The following is a 16,404-nucleotide window of genomic DNA, read 5'->3' as shown; positions in this document are numbered from 1 at the left end:
TGTTCAGGCCGCTGCCGCGGCTACCTGTGTCGCCAGCTCCTGGCGGATCACCCTGCGCAATATCTTGCCGGTCTCGTTGTACGGCAGCGCATCGCGGAAGACAACGGCCTGCGGCACGCGCGACGAGCGCAGGCGCGCCCGCACCAGCTCCTGTAGCTCGGCAACACTGGCGACGCCATCTGCGTGCAGGACCACGGCCGCGGCGACCGCCTCGCCCCATTGCGCGTCGGGAATCGCCACACAGGCGACATCGGCAACGGCCGGGTGCGCGAGCAGCACGTCTTCGATCTCGCCCGGTGAAATATTCTCGCCGCCACGAACGATGACGTCATCCGCACGGCCGTCGAGGAACAGATAGCCATCCGCGTCGAGATAGCCGCGATCCTTGGTCGGGAACCAGCCATCGGCATCCAGCTGGGAGCCCAGCGACTGATATTCGCCCGACACCTGCGGGCCGCGCACGTAGACCATGCCAGCGTCTTCGGCACCGAGCACGCGGCCCTCGTCGTCACGAATTTCGATCTCGACCGCTGCCGCGCGGCCGACCGACGACAAACGGCGCCGGACCCGCGGATCGTCGCTGGCGGCAGCCGCACGATGGTCGTCGGGACCGAGCACGGCAATCGTCGAACTGGTCTCGGTCAAGCCATAGGCGTTGGTGAAGCCGACTTGCGGAAACAGCTGCATCGCCCGCTCGATGGTCGCCAGCGGCATCTTGCCGCCGCCGTAAGCCAGCGCGCGCAACGCCGGCAGCGCCGGCGCCTCGCCGCTCGCATCGAGATGCTCGACGATGCGGCCCAGCATGGTCGGCACCAGAAACGCATTGCTGACGTTCTCGCTGCGCATGGCCTGCAACCAGGCGCGCGGGTCGAAGTTCGGCAGCTGCACCATGCGCCGGCACGCGTACGTCGAACTGAGCACCGCCGAAATGCCGGCGATGTGATAAGGCGGCACCGTGACGACGATCGCATCGGCCTCGTCGGCCGCGGCGAACTCGACCGTGCCGACGATGTAGGACATCAGATTTTCGTGGCGCAGGATGGCCGCCTTCGGCTGACCGGTGGTGCCGCTGGTGAACAGCTGCACCGCCACCGCGCGCGGGTCCTCATCAGGCTGCGCCACTTCGTCGCCGGCAATCGGCAACGCCATGAAGGCATCGCGATCGATCAACTGCATACCATCGTGCGGCGTCAGCAGCTGGCGGTACTCGGCATTGGTCACCAGCACGGCCGGTGCGACACGCGCCACCAGCGCATTGAGCTCCGGCGCCGTCAGCCGGTAGTTGAGCGGCACGTAGGGGACGCCGGCATACGCAGCAGCAAAGATCGCCACCGGCGTCGCCGGACTGGCGACGTCGAGCAGCGCCAGATACCCGGCACCGGAGGCGCGCAGGTACGCGGCGGCACTGAGGGCGTGCTCGCGAAGCTGGGCGTAACTGAGCCGCTGCTCGCCGGAAACGACCGCAACGCGATCACCGAAAGCCTCGGCCGCCATGTCGAGGATCGTGGAAATATTCATGGCCAGGTTTATTTGCTGCGTCGCGCCGCACGTGGCGCCGCGTTAATCGGAAGACGGCAGCTGCTTGGCCTGCTTGACGTCGAGCGGCGTCGCGCCGAGGCTCAGCGAGCCCTGCCCGCCCTTCGTGCACAGCAACTCCAGAGACTCGTCTTCATTGACGTAGCGCTTGCCAATCAAGGTGCCGCTGGCGAAGTTGGCGTCCAGTGCGCCCTCGCCGCTGGCAGTCGGCGCCAGCATCGCAACGCCGCCGCAGCACAGTTCGTGCTCACCGGCCGGGGCCTTGACCACCATCACTTGCGTGTCGCAGACCGCGCTCTTGAAGCGCGAGCCGGGCTTCAGTGCCGTCGCCATTACCGCTCCTCCTGATTGATCGGAATGGCGCCACTGTATGCCACCCGCCTTCGGCAAACCCCATCCGATTGCGGGAGGTGAGCCCGACTCATCAAGCGGACCTCCCGGCGCCGTCAGACGCTCAGGGCGCCTGCCAGAGTGTCGCCGCGCTCGGATCGATTTCCGCGAGCAGGCGATTGAGCAGCGACTTCAGAATGGCGGCGTCGGGGCCCAGGCGCTCGATGACCTGTGACTCCAGGGCCTTGGCGCGCGAGATCAGACGCAAGGCAACCTCGCGGCCGTGCTCGGTCAGTTCATAAGCGATGACGCCGTCGTTGCGGTAGCTCGCCATCTCGCGGCCCACCAGCGAGTCGAGCGCCGCCTTGCGTCGGTCATCGAGCACGCCGGCCATGCCGTCGGCCAGCTCTTGCGCGGTCAGCTCCGGCTTCAGCGTCAGTGTCGACAACACGTAGAACTCCATGTCGCTCAGCCCTTCGCCATCCAGCGCCTCGCGCAACGGGGCAAAGAAGCGGAAATGGCTGCGCCCGAGCAGGTAGCCGAGAAAGTCCTCGGAAAAGCTGCCGGCAAGGTGCGCGGTGCGTGGCTGCAGGCCCGGCGCATCGCGATGCGTGGCATGTGCATAGCGACCACCATGGAAAACCAATGGCGCCGACTCGGCGCGATCGAAAGCCTGCACTTCGCCAACGAAGATCAGGTGATCGCCGCCTTCGTACTGAAAGGCCGTACGGCATTCGAAGCGCGCGGTACAGCCGCGCAACAAGGGCACACCGCCCGCCCCTGTGTCGCATTCGAGTCCGGCGAACTTGTCGATGCCGCGTTTGGCGAAGCGTCCGGACAAATCCTCCTGATCGGTGGCCAGGACGTGCACCGCCCAGTGCTCGGCGTTGCGAAAGACCTCGAGGCTCGCCGAGCTGTTGGCCAGACTCCACAGCACCAGCGGCGGATTCAGCGACACCGAGTTGAAGCTGTTGGCGGTCAAGCCGACCGGCGTGCCGTCGGCGGCGCGCGTAGTGATGATGGTGACGCCGGTCGCAAACGCGCCGAGCGCCTTGCGGAATTCACCGGCATCGAAGACGGCGGCATTCACGGCAAGCTCCGGAAAATGGCGACAAAAGCACCTGCGCGGCGGAGGAGTCCGACCGCGCAGGTGAGACCCGGCGAATCCGCCGGGAAACGGTAATCCACCGCCAAGCAGTGGCGATGTCGATCAGAAGTTGTATTTGATGTTGAACGTCGCATAGTCGCGATCGACGTAGGGGTTGGCGGCCAGCGTGCTGTCCTTGATGGTCTTGCCGGCATCACCGAAGAACCAGTTGTAGCCGAACGCGAACTGCGTGTTTTCCAGATAGGTCATGCTGACGCCGAGACTGGCGCGCATGTCACCGTCGCCGTACAGCGCGCCGAACGAGCCGGCGATGGCCGGATTGCCCTTCAGGTACGCGAACGTCATCGGCGTGCTCAAGTCCCAACCGGGCGCGAAGTTGTGCTTGGTCGGAATCACCAGCACATTGCCGCCGTACGCGTTGCGGTTGTAGAACAGCTTCTTGCCGCCGTCGACGACGATGATGCCGGGCGACGAGTCGACGCGGTCGACGCTGTTCATGTGCAGATAGCCGACCTCGGTAACGATCGCCAGATCGTTGAAGAACATGCGCGGATTGCCGGCGTAGATCGCCGACAACAGGGCCTGCGTGCTCTTGGAGCGCGTGTAGACGGGGCTCAGGTGGCCGGAGATCTCGGTTTCGATCGGCGTCGGCGCACCGTCGCGATAATTGATTTCGCCGGCAACGTTGAGGCCCAGCAGCGTCGTCGAATACGCCAGCGACGTCATCTGGATACCGCTGTAGTACTTGACGTTGTAGCTGGTCGGCACCAGCTGGTTGATGATCTGCGTCGTCACCGCGGTATTGCCGATATAGCCGAACGGCGCGTAGCCAACGTTGTACTTCACCGACGGGTTGGCGTCGTCATAGCGCAGATGGTAGAGGCCGATGTTGGTGGTCGGCGTGACCTGGTATTTGACGCCAACGCCCCATTGCCCCCACTTGCTCGGCGTGATGTCCTTGCCGCGATAGGTGTAGATGTAGGGCGGCGCATTCGACAACTGGCCGAGCGGCGCGAGCACCACGTCGCAGACCAGATTCTCGATGGCGGGCGTCACCGGCGTCGGCACGCCGGCCACCGACAGATTGGTCAGCAAACCCTGACAGCTGCCAGGGCCGCCGTAGAGCGGGTTGGCGGAACCATAGACGAAGCGCGAGCCCGGGCCGACCGCATCGGACGGCGAGAAGTAGTCGCCTTCCGGGAAAATCTCGTTTTCGCGAAAGTCGAACTTGTAGTAGCCGAGCAGCGTCAGATCGTAGTTCACACCGTAGTTGATGGCGATCTGATTGGTCGGCAGCAGAATGTCCTTGATCTCCGTGCCGGGCACGAAGGCCTTGGTCGCGTCAGCCTGGCTCTGCGCGCTGGCGATGCCGGACAGGAACAGGCTTTCGCCCCAGGCGACGAGCTGCTGGCCGATACGGACGTTGAGCATGCCCTGATCGCCGATGTACCAGCTGCCGTACAGATAGGCTTCGAGCAGGCGCGCGCGCTGACCGTCGCGGAAGCGGGTCTCGGTCGTGAACTTGCGATAGTTCGGGTCGGGCGTCAGGCCGTCCGGTCCGAACTTGTTGACGTCGTCCGGCGAATCGTTGTCGTTGAGATGATGGTAGACGTCATCGTAGAACGCCGAGCCGCTGAGCACCGCGCCGTAATCCTTGTGATGCAACTGCAGTTCGCCGTAGGCACTGAGCCGGTTATGAATCAGCGCCCACTTGTCGAAGTTGCGGTCGCCGTCATCTGAATTCTTCGACTGCGAAAGTCCCTGTCGCTCGAAGCGGAAGATCTGTTGCGGCTGATCGTCCGGCAGCGTCGGGAAGAGCTCCGAGGTGAACTCCTCGACCGGCGCATTGATCAGGCGCTTGTCCTGACTGTTGGTGCGGATCGCCAGGCCGTAGTTGACCGTCGCCTTGTAGTCGAGCGTCGTGTCGGCACCGAAGTCGAAAGAGCCGGCATGTGCCGACATCGAAAGACCGACGCCCATCGACGCCAGCAGCGCCACCCACCCTGATTTTTTCATTGTCCTTGCGGCCGGCTTTTGCATCGGCTCGTCTCCCCGGAATCTTTTCGGATTTACCGCAGGCGTAACCGTAGGAGTAGCGCGCAGACAGGGCCTCACCCGAAATGAGTAGCCATGATGGCCCCGTCCGCTGACGGCTCGCGCGACAGCGCGTCGTCAGTGCCGGCATACTGGGCACTGCCGTGACCCGGCACCCATAGACCCACGAGGAGAAAACCGATGATCAAGGTCAGTGTGATGTATCCGAATACGCCGGGCGCGCGATTCGATCACGACTACTACCGCGACAAGCATCTGCCGCTGGTCAAGGCGCGCATGGGCGACCTGTGCAAGTACTACACGATCGATCGTGGCCTGGCCGGCGGCGCGCCGGATGCGCCGGCCACCTACGTCGGCATGTGCCACATCTACTGCGATTCGGTCGAGGACTTCCAGCGCGGCTTCGGTCCGCACACCCAGGAAATTCTCGGCGACATTCCAAACTACACCGACCTGCAGCCGGTCCTGCAGATCAGCGAGGTCGTGGTCGGTTGAGCCGCGTGCGCGGCGCCGCTCAACGCGGCGTCGCGCTCCCCCAGTAGTGGTAGGTGAACGGGCGCGGCCCGGGCAGGTAGCCGGTCTGCAGCTCGATGGTGCGAAAGCCGGCTTGCGCCAACAACGCCGGGACATCGCGATCGAGATGGCAGCCGCCGGCGATCTTCGACCATGGCGGCGTCAGGCGTTGCTGCCAGCGCTGCACCGCAGCCTCTGGTGCGCGGCCATGCTCGCAGAAGACCAGCCGCCCCTCGGCGCGCAGCACGCGATGCATCTCGCGCAACGCAGCAAGCGGGTCGGCAATGGTGCACAACGAATAAGTGACCAGCACGGTGTCGAAGCTGGCATCGTCGAACGGAATCCGTTCGGCCGACAGGCCGACGATCTCGACCGGCAGCCCCAAGCGCCGGGCGCGACGCTGTGCAAGCGGATGCATGTCGACGCCGGGATCAAGACCGATCACGGTCGAGATGCGCGTCCGGTCGTAGTGCTCCAGATTGAGGCCGGTGCCGATGCCGATCTCCAGCACCCGGCCCTGCACGGTCGGCACGACCGCCTGCCGCTGGCGTCGAATCATCCGCATGCCGCAGACGATGTCGAGCAGGCATGGCAGCAGATGCCGCTCGTACCAGGCGCGCATGCCGCCGCTCACCCTAGCCCCTCACCCACGATGCCGCGGCGGCCGCCCGAGGCAGGCGCCAGAAGATGGAGGAAATGCAGTCGTCGACATGCGCTGATCCGAATCGGAACCCCAGCACAGCATTGCACAGCCACGCGCCCAGCGATACGGCGCCGGGCGCGCCTCCATCGAAACCGGTGCACACGGCCTCGGTGACCGTGTGCACTGCACTTACCAGCGCACGATGCCTGTGATCCCGAAGGTCCGCGGATCGTTGAAGTTGGCGACCGTCAGATTGCCGAACGCTGGCCCGAAGTCGATGAAGTTGGTCGGCGCGTCTTCGTCCGTGACGTTGCGACACCAGACCGCCACCTCACCGATCGCATTGCTGCCGAGCTTCATGTTGGCCAAGGCCAGGCGCAGGTTGAGCAAACTCGTCGATGGAACCTCGGTATCGCCCGCCACCTGCTTGCTCGCATCGTAGCGCGCGTCGCCCGGACCGCTGAGCTGATAGGCATAGGTGTAGAACGAGTCGGTATACGCGTAATCGACCAGGGCCCGCAGATCGGTGAACTCGAAGTGCGCGAGACGCAGATCGAGATAGACGTTGGCCGTGTTTTTCGGCGCATGGACGAACGCACGGTTGTCGGCGACGTCCTGGCCTTCGTCGATGAACTGGTCGTACTTGGTGTGCAGATACGCGTAGTTGAAGCCGAGCCGAGAGCCATGGCCGAGTGACAGCTGGCCTTCGAGTTCTGCACCGTAGATCGTCGCCTTGCCGGCGTTGCGGACACTGGTCGCGGCTGCGCCCTGACCGAGGAAGATCGATTCCTGCAGATCCTTGGCCTTGTTGTAGTAGACGGCGGCATTGAGCAGCGCACGGCCGTCGAGCCAGGTGGTCTTGCTGCCAAGTTCGTAGCTGCGCTGCTTCTCCGGTTTGAACGGCGTCTTGGTTTCGTCAATGTTGTCTTCGGAGCTAGCGGTCGGATCGCTGTACTCGCCGTTGAAGCCACCGCTCTTGAAGCCTTCGGCATAGCGCAGATAGGTGTTGACGTGCGGCGTCATCTGCCACGCGATCGAGGCCATTGGCGTCGTCGCACTGAAGGTCTTGTGCGCCGACGTGCCGGGCGGGATCAGATAATCGCCCGCGCCGACGATGCCGAAGGTCCGCGTCAGATCCTTCTTCTCGCGCGTGTAGCGCAGGCCGGCGCTGAGGGTCAGCGGATCGAGCGGCTTGTAGTCGAGCTGGCCATAGCCCGAATACGCGTGCGTCTTGGTGCCATAGCTCGAATCGTAGTTGGCCGAGTGGCTGAAGAAGTGCTGCGGATTATCGGTGTCACCGTCGTCGCCGAAGTAGTACAGGCCGCCGACCCAGTTCAGGCGATCGGTATGACCGAGCCACTGCAGGTCCTGCGAAAACTGGTGGTAATGCGTGAAGCGCTGCGTGAACGCGACATCATTGGGCGAACCGTCGAGGTCCAGCGAATCGTCCCAGCGCATGGTCCGATAGCCGGTGATGGACTTGAAGGTGTTGGCGTCATCGGCGTCCCAGTTCAGCGTGAACGCGTGGCCCATGATGCGCGCCTTCTCGAACATCGGCGCGTCGAGATCGGCGTGCGTCTGGCGCTGGTGCGACGCGTAATCGGTGAGGCCGGGATAAATGCCGAAGTCGGTATCGATGCGATACAGCTGATCCCAGTTCGGCGTCTGGTCGACGACGCTGCGGTCGAAGCGATATTCGCCGAGCAGTGACGGCGCAAAGTCGAAGTCGGCAGCGAAGCGCAGGCCGTTGCCGTTGCGATTGTTGAGCTCACTGGTCGAGCTGTCGCGTGAGGTATTGACCCAGCCGTCGCGCTGTTCCTGGCGCGCCGCCAGCGACATGCTGACGATGCCCATCTTCGGCAGGTCGATGCTGGCCTTGGTGGTCAGCGCATCGTAGTTGCCGGCCTCGACGCTGACCGTGCCGCCAAACTCGCCGGACGGGCGCTTGGTGATCAGGTTGATGGCGCCGGCCAGCGTGTTGCGGCCGTACAGCGTGCCTTGCGGGCCACGCAACACCTCGACGCGCTCGAGGTCGACGATATCGAAGACCGAGCCCTGCGCCTTGCCGATATAGACGCCGTCGACATAAATGCCGACCGCCGGGTCCCAGTAGATCGCGGGGTTGATCTGCGACAAACCACGAATCGTGATCTGCGAGATCGTCGTGTTCGATGCGGTCTTGCTGATTTGCAGGCCCGGCGCCAAAGCCGACAGGTCGCTGACGTTCTGGATGCCGCGATCCTGCACCTGTTCGGCGCTCAGCGCCGTCACGGCGATCGGCACGTCCTGCAGCTTCTGTTCGCGGCGCTGCGCGGTAACGACGACTTCAGCGATCTTGTCGCTGGCATCGGCCGGCTGTGCCGGCGGCGCATCCTGCGCGACAGCCGGGTGGCAAAACAGTAGCGGCAACGGCAACAGCATGGCGGCAGCGCCGGGGCGCCTGCGTTCGAAGTGGCTCATGACTCTCCTCATTTGCGTGTGTCGGGTTCGACGGCGCCGGTCTTCCCCCTGCGGCGTCTGCGTCGCCGTACGTCGCGGCAACTTGCGCTGGGTATCGTCGGCGCTCACCGCGGCGCGTCCCTCATCCGGAAAGACGAGAAGTGCGGGAGGCCTTCGCACATCCGGACGAGGCCCGCCGCCTCTGGCGCATGTCACGATGGGACGCGCACGGCGAAGACCGTGCAGGCACGCACGAGGAGATGCCAATGTCGAGACTGCGCGACAAGGTCGCCATCATCACCGGTGGTGCGCGCGGGATGGGTGCCTCCACTGCCCGTCTGTTCGTCCGAGAGGGCGCGCGCGTGGTGATCAGCGATGTCCTGGAGGACGATGGCGCCGCACTCGCGCGCGAACTCGGCACGGCGGCACGCTTCGTCGCGCATGACGTCCGTGACGAAGCGCAGTGGCAACAGGTGCTCGACACCGCCACCGACGTCTTCGGTCCGGTCGACGTCCTCGTCAACAATGCCGGCGTCCTTGTGTTCCGCACGCTGGCCGAAACCGAGAAAAGTGAATTCGAGCGCGTCATCGACATCAATCTGCTCGGCACTTTTCTCGGTGTCAGGATCGTCGGCGCACACATGCTGGCGCGCGGACGCGGCAGCATCGTCAACGTGTCGTCGGTCGACGGCATGAAGGGCGCCAACGGCCTCGGCGCCTACAGCGCCAGTAAATGGGGCATCCGCGGCCTGACCCGCGTCGCGGCGATGGAATACGGACATCGCGGCGTACGCGTCAACTCCATCCATCCGGGTGGGATCGATACGGCGATGGGCAATCCCTATTCGGAGGCACGCGCCGAGGTCAACAAGCGCTACGCCATGGTGCCGTTGCAACGCGTCGGCGACGCCGACGAAGTGGCGCGCACCTCGCTGTTCCTGGCCAGCGACGATTCGTCCTATCTTTGCGGCGCGGAGATCGCCGTCGACGGCGGCATGCTGACCGGCCAGTACTACGTCGGCTTCCCTGGCGCGCCCGGCGTTTGAGTTGCGACACCGTGGCGCAGCACGGCGAGACGATCAGCCCGACCGCTTATGCGACGGGCTATTTCTGGTATCGGCACGGGCTGTCGCATGCCGCGTTCGCGACGCGCCGCGGGCGCCGCATCGACTTTGCGTTCGATCTGCTCGCGCGCGGAACCAAGACACTCAGTGGCTATTCGATCGAAGCCTTGATGCTGGCCCGGCATCGCGGCCTCGACGCGCGCCTGCAGGCGGCGATCGACGACGGTCGCATCGGCCAGGTCATCGAGATCGCCGCCGGCCTGTCGCCGCGCGGCTGGGCGTTCTGCCGTCGATACGGGCCCGCCCTGCACTATGTCGAGACCGATCTGGCCGCAATGGCCGATGCCAAGCACATGATGCTCGACGAGGCCGGTCTGCTTTCGGCTCGGCACCGTGTCGTCACCGTCGACGTGCTCGCCGATGAGGGACCGCAATCGCTGGCGGCGGTCGCCGCGACCCTGGACCCGACCGTTGGCACCGCGATCGTCAGCGAAGGCCTGATGAACTACCTCGACGACGACACCGCGCGCGCGGTCTGGCGCCGCATCGCCGCCACGCTGTCGCGATTTCCGAACGGGGTTTATCTCAGCGATCTGTACCTTCGCGAGCGGCGCACGCATCCGGCGCTGGCCGCCTTCGGCGCACTGCTGGGCCGCTTCGTGCGCGGTCGCATGCACCTCCACTTCAGTACGACGTCCGAGGCTGACGCGGCACTGCGGACCGCCGGCTTCACGCAGGTCCGTGCGATTGCCGCCGACGAGATCGACGCGACGCGATGCTACGCATCGACGCGCGGTGGCGACGCCGTCCGCATTCTCGAAGCGTGGACATCAGCCGTATCGCCACGGCAGCGGCGCATGGCCGACGCTCAGCCCGCGTCGGCGCGCCGTAAATAGGCCTGCGCGCGCGTCGCGGCCAGCCGCGCCAGCGCCGGGCCGGCGATCACCACGATCATCAGGCGCAAGGTCTGCAGCAGCACGACCAGCGGCAGATCGGCATGCGTCGAGGCGGCAATGATCGTTGCCGAGTCGAGCCCGCCCGGGCACAGCGCCAGATACGCGGTCAGCGGATCGATAGGCAATAGCAGCGTGACCATCCACGCCAGCACGCCGCAGAACACCAGGAGCACGGCAATGGCGCCGAGGATCTGCGGCAACAGGCGCAGGGCATAGATCAGCGCTTCGCGCGTGAAGCGCGCGCCAATGCTCCAGCCGAGCAATGCGTAGCCGCCGACCAAGACCCACTCGGGCAACTGCATCGGCGCCAGATTGCCGAGGTGCACGATCAGACCGATCGCCATCGGCATCAACAGCGCGCCTGACGGAATACGCAGGCGCAAGCCCAGCCACGCGCCGACGCCACCGATGGCCAGGGTGACCATCAATGCGAGCGGATCCAGTGCCGGAAACCAGACCGTCGCGTGCGCATGCTGCGGTCCTTGCACGAAGACCAGGCCGATGACCGAGGCAGCGATCGCCACACACAGCACGCGCAGGTATTGCATGAAGGCAACCAGGCGCGGATCGCCGCCAAAGCCTTCGCCCATCACCACCATCGCCGACGCCGCGCCGGGCAAACTGCCCCAGACGCCGGTGGTCGCCGGCAGCAAGCGCCAACGACTCAGCAGATAGCCCTGCAAGGCGCTGAGCAATACCGGCAACGCGACCGCAACAACCAACAGCGGCGCGCCCTGCCGGAACGACGCCGGCACCTCGCGCGTGACGGCGGCGGCGATCATGCACCCCAGCATCGCCTGCGCCGCGAGATACAACGCGTTCGGCACGGCGACCGGCCGGCCGCGCACGGCCAGCGCGATGGCCGCACACAGCGGGCCGATCAAAAACGCCGCCGGCAGGCCGGCCAAGTGCAGCGCCACCGTCAGCGGCAGCGTCACCGCCAGCAACGCGGCATAGCGCCCCGGCGTCGGTCGCCGTGACGGCTCGGGGCCGACTTCAGCCAAGCACGATCTCGTCGCGCGTCGTCACATGCCCCAAACGCGGGAAGATGGTCTTGAACGCGAAGTCCTGCATCTCCGCCGAAAACGTCGAGCAGGCATCTTCGAGCACCGTCAGCTGATAGCCGTGCTCCCACGCCGAACGCGCGGTCGACTCGACGCCGATATTGGTGGCGATGCCGGCCAGCACGATGTGCTCGATGCCGCGGCGGCGCAGCTGAAGATCGAGTTCGGTGCCATGGAACGCACCCCACTGACGCTTGCGGATGACGACATCGCGATCGTCGACGATGTCCGGCATGAACGCATCGAAGTCGGCCGGCAGCGGGCCATGAAAGCCGGCGTCGGTCGGCTGCTTCAGGGCATCGGCGCCGTCCGCCGACCAACCGACGTGCACGCGCACGACCAGTGCGCCGGCGTCGCGGAATTTGCCGGCGAGTTCGACACAGCGCTCGAGAATCTGCGGACCGCTGTAGGGCTGCACCGGCATTGCGACAATGCCCTTCTGCAGATCGATGAGAACAAGCGCGGTACGGCGGGGGTCCAGTGTGGCCATGACGTTTCCTCGGGGTGGGCCATTGACCGCGTGGTGGACGCCGGCCAACAGCAAGAAGACGGAACGATTAATATGAGGTTATCCTCACGTTCGGATAATATATGAGGAGTTCCTCATAAATGTCAAAACCGATATCACCGACCGCCAAGGCCCCGCAGCGCGAGCGCGGCAAGCAGCGCGTCGCCGCGCTGCTTGAAGCCGGGGCCGCACTGTTCGCTGAAAAGGGCTACGCAGCGACGACCATGACTGAGGTCGCGGCCCGTGCCGGCGCGCCGATCGGCTCGCTCTATCAGTTCTTCCCGAACAAGGAGACGCTGGCCGAGGCGCTGTTCAGCCGTTACTCCGACACCATTCGCGAATTGGTGGCGGCGATCGAGGCGCGTGCCGCGCAAATGACGCCGCAACAGTTCGGCGATGCCTTGCTCGACGTCCTGGTCGACCTGCGCGACGAGCGCGAAGCCATGGTCGCGCTGCTCGACGCGCATCCGAATGCCGACAAGCCGGCGATGCGCGAGGGCATGCGCCGCGGCGTGCGCGCCGCACTGGCCGCTTTTCTGCCAAAGCTGGCCGCGGTACAGCTCGATCGTGCGGCCGCAGTATTGCAGTACCAGATGAAGACGGCGGCGACGATTTGCATCGCCGAGGGCGGCCCGCGTTGCGCGCCGCTTCGCGAACTACGCGTGCTGGTCCACACCTATCTGCAGCACCTGGCCGCAAGCAAAAGCACGACGGCCGCGACATGATCCGCGTCAAGGACCGCGCGGCCGTACAGGCCTAGCCTGACGGGCATCCCCCGTCGCGGCCCGCGAGGACCGCCCTGTCCTAGGAGGCTTTATGGACATGCCGCAGTCCGGCAGCGAGACGCTGCAACACCCGTTCAAGGTTCGCTACGAGAACTTCATCGGCGGCGCCTGGCGTGCGCCGGTCGAAGGCCGCTATTTCGACAAGGTCTCGCCGGTAAACGGCCAGGTGCTCTCGCAGGTGCCGCGCTCCGATGCGCGCGACATCGAGCGCGCGCTGGATGCCGCACATGGCGCGCGGCGCGGCTGGGCACGCACGTCGGTGACCGAACGCGCGCGCCTGCTCAATCGCATCGCCGATCGCATGGAAGCGCAACTCGGCGAACTGGCCGTCGCCGAGACCTGGGACAACGGCAAGCCGATCCGCGAAACGACGGCAGCCGATGTGCCCTTGGCGATTGATCATTTTCGCTACTTCGCCAGCTGCATCCGCGCCCAGGAAGGTTCGATCGGCGAGATCGACCCGGACATGGTCGCGTATCACTATCACGAGCCGCTGGGCGTGGTCGGCCAGATCATTCCGTGGAACTTCCCGCTGCTGATGGCGGCGTGGAAACTGGCGCCGGCGCTGGCCGCCGGCAACTGCGTGGTGCTCAAGCCATCGCGCAACACGCCGTTGAGCATTCTGGTTTTTGCCGAAATGATCGCCGACGTGCTGCCGCCCGGCGTGCTCAACATCGTCAACGGTTACGGCAGCGAAGCCGGCGAGGCGCTGGCCAGCAGCCCGCGCATCGCCAAGATCGCCTTCACCGGCGAGACCAGCACCGGCCGCGGCATCATGCACCACGCCGCCGACAGCCTGATTCCGGTCACGCTCGAACTCGGCGGCAAGTCGCCGAACGTGTTCTTCGCCGATGTGATGGACGAGGATGACGAGTTCCTCGACAAGGCGATCGAAGGGCTGGCGCTGTTCGCGTTCAACAAGGGCGAGGTCTGCACCTGCCCGAGCCGCGCACTGATCCACGAAGACATCTACGAGGCGTTCATGGCGCGCGCCATCGAGCGCGTAAAGAACATCCGCGTCGGCAATCCGCTCGACCCGCGGACCATGATGGGCCCGCAGAATTCCAAGCAACAGCTCGACAAGATTCTCGACTACATCGACATCGGTCATGACGAAGGCGCCGAGCTGCTGACCGGCGGCGCGCGCGCCGACGTCGCCATCGACCTGGCCGGCGGCTACTACCTCGAACCGACCGTGTTCTACGGCGAAAACCACATGCGCATCTTCCAGGAGGAAATCTTCGGACCGGTGCTCGCGGTGACGACGTTCAAGGACGAGGAGCAGGCGATCGCCATCGCCAATCAGACGCGCTACGGCCTCGGCGCCGGCGTCTGGAGCCGCAACGCCAATCGCGGCTATCGCAGCAGCCGCGCGATCGAAGCCGGCCGCGTCTGGGTCAACCAGTATCACGCGTATCCGGCACATGCCGCGTTCGGCGGCTACAAGCAGTCCGGCATCGGCCGCGAGACGCACAAGATGATGCTCGACCACTACCAGCAGACCAAGAACGTGCTCGTCAGCTATTCGACGAAGCCGCTCGGCCTGTTCTGATCCTGACGGAGTCCATAAGCATGGCCATGATGAAAGCCGCCGTCGTCCACAAATTCCACCAGCCGCTGATCATCGAGGACGTGCCGGTGCCGACGCCCGGCCCCGGTCAGATCCAGGTGAAGATTCAGGCATCCGGCGTCTGCCACACCGATTTGCATGCCGCGCACGGCGACTGGCCGGTCAAGCCCGAACCGCCGTTCATTCCCGGCCACGAGGGCGTCGGCTACGTATCCGGCGTCGGCGCCGGCGTCACCCACGTCAAGGAGGGCGACCGCGTCGGCGTGCCGTGGCTGTATTCGGCCTGCGGCCACTGCGAGCACTGCCTCGGCGGCTGGGAAACGCTGTGCGAGAGCCAGCTCAACACCGGTTATTCGGTGAACGGCGGCTTCGCCGAATATGTGATCGCCGATCCGAACTATGTCGGCCATCTGCCACGCGGTGCCGACTTCGTCGAGATCGCGCCGGTACTGTGCGCCGGCGTCACCGTCTACAAGGGTCTGAAGGTGACCGACGCCAAGCCCGGCGACTGGGTGGTGATCTCCGGTATCGGCGGTCTCGGTCACATGGCCGTGCAGTACGCGCACGCGATGGGCTTCAAGGTCGCCGCCGTCGACGTCGACGAGAACAAGCTGGCGCTGGCGCGTCAGCTCGGCGCCAGCGTCGCCGTCAACGCCGCGGCTACCGACCCGGCCGCGTATCTGAAAAAGGAGATCGGCGGCGCGCACGGCGTGCTCGTCACCGCCGTCTCGCCGAAGGCCTTCGAACAGGCACTGGGCATGGTCCGCCGCGGCGGTACGATCTCGCTCAACGGCCTGCCGCCCGGCAGCTTCCCGTTACCGATCTTCGATGTCGTGCTCGGCGGCATCACCGTGCGCGGCTCCATCGTCGGCACGCGGCTCGACCTGCAGGAGGCGCTGGACTTCGCCGGCGACGGTCGTGTCAAAGCCACGGTCGCGACGGCCAAGCTCGACGACATCAATGACATCTTCCGCCGCATGAACGACGGTCACATCGAAGGCCGCGTGGTCATCGACATGCGCTGAGTGCCAGCGCCGGCCGGCTCAGCCGAGAAACGCCTGGCCGCCGTCGACGGCAATGCTCTGGCCGTTGATGTAGGCGCAATCGTCGCTGCACAGCGTGACGACGAAGCGGCCGATGTCCGCCTCGCAGGCGCCGACGCGCTGCATCGGCACGGTGGCGATGAAGGCCGCGGCTTCGTCGGGACGCTCGCGCGTCCACCCTGCCATCGCCGGAGAGTCGGCAAGCGGCAGGATGACGTTGGTGCGAATACCATCCTTGGCCCATTCACAGGCGGCGGCGCGCGACAGCTGCCGGATCGCTTCCTTGACCGCGCCGTACGCACCGTAGCCGCTGGCATCCCAGCGCATCGCCGCCGGCGACGCCAGATTGACGATGTTGCCGCCGCCCTTGAGGTGCGGATAGGCCAGCTTCATCAGGCGAAAGGTCGCCAGCGGCCCGGACTCCCAGCCTACCGCGAGCGCCGCCTCGTCGAGCTGCGCCAAGGTGCCGAGCGGCACTTCCTGCGCGTTGTTGACGAGGATGTTCAGGCCGCCGTAGGCCTGCCCCGTGCGCGCGACGACGGCCTCGAGCGCCTGAGCATCACGGACGTCGCAGGCGACGGCCAGTGCCGTCCCGCCACGACGCATGATCTCGGCAACGGTGGCGTCGAGCTTGGCCAGCGTCCGGCCGGTCACCACCAGCTTTGCGCCCTCGGTGGCCAATGCGTACGCAATGCCCTGTCCCACCCCCTGTCCGGCGCCGGTCACCAGCGCCACTTTGCCCTGCAGTCTCATCGCCGCCTCCTCGATTTCGACCTGCAGGATCGGCGAG

The 16,404-nt window shown here is 65.6% G+C and carries 15 protein-coding genes; 6 read left to right on the top strand and 9 right to left on the bottom strand.

Features of this window, described 5'->3' with window-relative positions; all coding sequences use genetic code 11:
- Window positions 1-3: 3 nt before the first annotated feature.
- The 4 genes from G7Y82_RS06750 to G7Y82_RS06735 all read right to left on the bottom strand — a co-directional run bounded on the left by G7Y82_RS06750 (window position 4) and on the right by G7Y82_RS06735 (window position 4,990).
- Entirely contained in the window at window positions 4-1,518 is a 1,515-nt protein-coding gene (locus tag G7Y82_RS06750) for a class I adenylate-forming enzyme family protein (protein WP_168147272.1), read from the bottom strand.
- A 42-nt stretch (window positions 1,519-1,560) separates the two neighbouring features.
- The gene (locus G7Y82_RS06745) at window positions 1,561-1,869 is read right to left on the bottom strand and encodes a hypothetical protein (RefSeq protein ID WP_206370426.1); all 309 of its coding nucleotides are present in this window, start codon (window positions 1,867-1,869) and stop codon (window positions 1,561-1,563) included.
- A 121-nt stretch (window positions 1,870-1,990) separates the two neighbouring features.
- Entirely contained in the window at window positions 1,991-2,956 is a 966-nt protein-coding gene (locus G7Y82_RS06740; protein ID WP_168147271.1) for a flavin reductase, read from the bottom strand.
- Window positions 2,957-3,076: 120 nt separating this feature from the next.
- A complete protein-coding gene (locus G7Y82_RS06735) occupies window positions 3,077-4,990 on the bottom strand; it encodes a DUF1302 domain-containing protein (protein ID WP_168147270.1) in 1,914 nt (637 codons plus the stop codon).
- 219 nt (window positions 4,991-5,209) lie between these two features.
- Here G7Y82_RS06735 and G7Y82_RS06730 point away from each other — a divergent pair, with 219 nt between their 5' ends.
- On the top strand, window positions 5,210-5,524 hold the full coding sequence (locus tag G7Y82_RS06730; RefSeq protein ID WP_168147269.1) for an EthD family reductase: 315 nt from the start codon (window positions 5,210-5,212) through the stop codon (window positions 5,522-5,524).
- A 19-nt stretch (window positions 5,525-5,543) separates the two neighbouring features.
- Here the strand turns inward: G7Y82_RS06730 and G7Y82_RS06725 are convergent, their stop codons facing one another.
- Window positions 5,544-6,164: a class I SAM-dependent methyltransferase gene (locus G7Y82_RS06725; RefSeq protein ID WP_168147268.1), complete on the bottom strand. Its 621-nt coding sequence runs from the start codon at window positions 6,162-6,164 to the stop codon at window positions 5,544-5,546.
- Between the two features lie 210 nt (window positions 6,165-6,374).
- Entirely contained in the window at window positions 6,375-8,645 is a 2,271-nt protein-coding gene (locus G7Y82_RS06720) for a TonB-dependent receptor (RefSeq protein ID WP_168147267.1), read from the bottom strand.
- Between the two features lie 245 nt (window positions 8,646-8,890).
- Between G7Y82_RS06720 and G7Y82_RS06715 the strand changes: the two genes are divergently transcribed.
- Both G7Y82_RS06715 and G7Y82_RS06710 read left to right on the top strand, forming a co-directional pair.
- A complete protein-coding gene (locus tag G7Y82_RS06715) occupies window positions 8,891-9,670 on the top strand; it encodes an SDR family NAD(P)-dependent oxidoreductase (RefSeq protein WP_168147266.1) in 780 nt (259 codons plus the stop codon).
- Window positions 9,667-10,584: a class I SAM-dependent methyltransferase gene (locus G7Y82_RS06710; protein ID WP_168147265.1), complete on the top strand. Its 918-nt coding sequence runs from the start codon at window positions 9,667-9,669 to the stop codon at window positions 10,582-10,584. The genes G7Y82_RS06715 and G7Y82_RS06710 overlap by 4 nt, the downstream gene beginning before the upstream one ends.
- On the opposite strand, the gene G7Y82_RS06705 is transcribed toward G7Y82_RS06710, so the two are convergent.
- Window positions 10,557-11,648: an AbrB family transcriptional regulator gene (locus tag G7Y82_RS06705; RefSeq protein WP_168147264.1), complete on the bottom strand. Its 1,092-nt coding sequence runs from the start codon at window positions 11,646-11,648 to the stop codon at window positions 10,557-10,559. The genes G7Y82_RS06710 and G7Y82_RS06705 overlap by 28 nt on opposite strands.
- The gene (locus tag G7Y82_RS06700; RefSeq protein WP_168147263.1) at window positions 11,641-12,198 is read right to left on the bottom strand and encodes a hydrolase; all 558 of its coding nucleotides are present in this window, start codon (window positions 12,196-12,198) and stop codon (window positions 11,641-11,643) included. The genes G7Y82_RS06705 and G7Y82_RS06700 overlap by 8 nt, the downstream gene beginning before the upstream one ends.
- A 119-nt stretch (window positions 12,199-12,317) precedes the next feature.
- Between G7Y82_RS06700 and G7Y82_RS06695 the strand changes: the two genes are divergently transcribed.
- The 3 genes from G7Y82_RS06695 to adhP all read left to right on the top strand — a co-directional run bounded on the left by G7Y82_RS06695 (window position 12,318) and on the right by adhP (window position 15,596).
- Entirely contained in the window at window positions 12,318-12,941 is a 624-nt protein-coding gene (locus tag G7Y82_RS06695) for a TetR/AcrR family transcriptional regulator (RefSeq protein ID WP_168147262.1), read from the top strand.
- 91 nt (window positions 12,942-13,032) lie between these two features.
- Window positions 13,033-14,553 carry an acetaldehyde dehydrogenase ExaC gene (gene exaC, locus G7Y82_RS06690; RefSeq protein WP_168147261.1) on the top strand — a complete coding sequence of 507 codons (1,521 nt, stop codon included), beginning with the start codon at window positions 13,033-13,035 and terminating at the stop codon, window positions 14,551-14,553.
- A gap of 29 nt (window positions 14,554-14,582) precedes the next feature.
- On the top strand, window positions 14,583-15,596 hold the full coding sequence (adhP, locus tag G7Y82_RS06685) for an alcohol dehydrogenase AdhP (protein ID WP_436286664.1): 1,014 nt from the start codon (window positions 14,583-14,585) through the stop codon (window positions 15,594-15,596).
- Between the two features lie 18 nt (window positions 15,597-15,614).
- On the opposite strand, the gene G7Y82_RS06680 is transcribed toward adhP, so the two are convergent.
- Window positions 15,615-16,367 carry an SDR family NAD(P)-dependent oxidoreductase gene (locus G7Y82_RS06680; protein WP_168147259.1) on the bottom strand — a complete coding sequence of 251 codons (753 nt, stop codon included), beginning with the start codon at window positions 16,365-16,367 and terminating at the stop codon, window positions 15,615-15,617.
- Window positions 16,368-16,404: the final 37 nt, after the last annotated feature.

The sequence above is a fragment of the Solimonas marina genome (assembly GCF_012241385.1).
In the GTDB taxonomy this organism is placed as follows: domain Bacteria; phylum Pseudomonadota; class Gammaproteobacteria; order Nevskiales; family Nevskiaceae; genus Solimonas; species Solimonas marina.
Note: the sequence above shows the minus strand (reverse complement) of the source record. Positions and strands in the feature narration are given on the sequence as shown.

What these genes read in the sequence shown, in the direction of transcription:
- G7Y82_RS06750 (WP_168147272.1), bottom strand. Translation starts at nt 1,518, where the DNA reads ATGAATATTTCCACGATCCTCGACATGGCGGCCGAGGCTTTCGGTGAT.
- G7Y82_RS06745 (WP_206370426.1), bottom strand. Translation starts at nt 1,869, where the DNA reads ATGGCGACGGCACTGAAGCCCGGCTCGCGCTTCAAGAGCGCGGTCTGC.
- G7Y82_RS06735 (WP_168147270.1), bottom strand. Translation starts at nt 4,990, where the DNA reads ATGAAAAAATCAGGGTGGGTGGCGCTGCTGGCGTCGATGGGCGTCGGT.
- G7Y82_RS06730 (WP_168147269.1), top strand. Translation starts at nt 5,210, where the DNA reads ATGATCAAGGTCAGTGTGATGTATCCGAATACGCCGGGCGCGCGATTC.
- G7Y82_RS06725 (WP_168147268.1), bottom strand. Translation starts at nt 6,164, where the DNA reads ATGCGCGCCTGGTACGAGCGGCATCTGCTGCCATGCCTGCTCGACATC.
- G7Y82_RS06720 (WP_168147267.1), bottom strand. Translation starts at nt 8,645, where the DNA reads ATGAGCCACTTCGAACGCAGGCGCCCCGGCGCTGCCGCCATGCTGTTG.
- G7Y82_RS06715 (WP_168147266.1), top strand. Translation starts at nt 8,891, where the DNA reads ATGTCGAGACTGCGCGACAAGGTCGCCATCATCACCGGTGGTGCGCGC.
- G7Y82_RS06700 (WP_168147263.1), bottom strand. Translation starts at nt 12,198, where the DNA reads ATGGCCACACTGGACCCCCGCCGTACCGCGCTTGTTCTCATCGATCTG.
- G7Y82_RS06695 (WP_168147262.1), top strand. Translation starts at nt 12,318, where the DNA reads ATGTCAAAACCGATATCACCGACCGCCAAGGCCCCGCAGCGCGAGCGC.
- exaC (WP_168147261.1), top strand. Translation starts at nt 13,033, where the DNA reads ATGGACATGCCGCAGTCCGGCAGCGAGACGCTGCAACACCCGTTCAAG.
- adhP (WP_436286664.1), top strand. Translation starts at nt 14,583, where the DNA reads ATGAAAGCCGCCGTCGTCCACAAATTCCACCAGCCGCTGATCATCGAG.
- G7Y82_RS06680 (WP_168147259.1), bottom strand. Translation starts at nt 16,367, where the DNA reads ATGAGACTGCAGGGCAAAGTGGCGCTGGTGACCGGCGCCGGACAGGGG.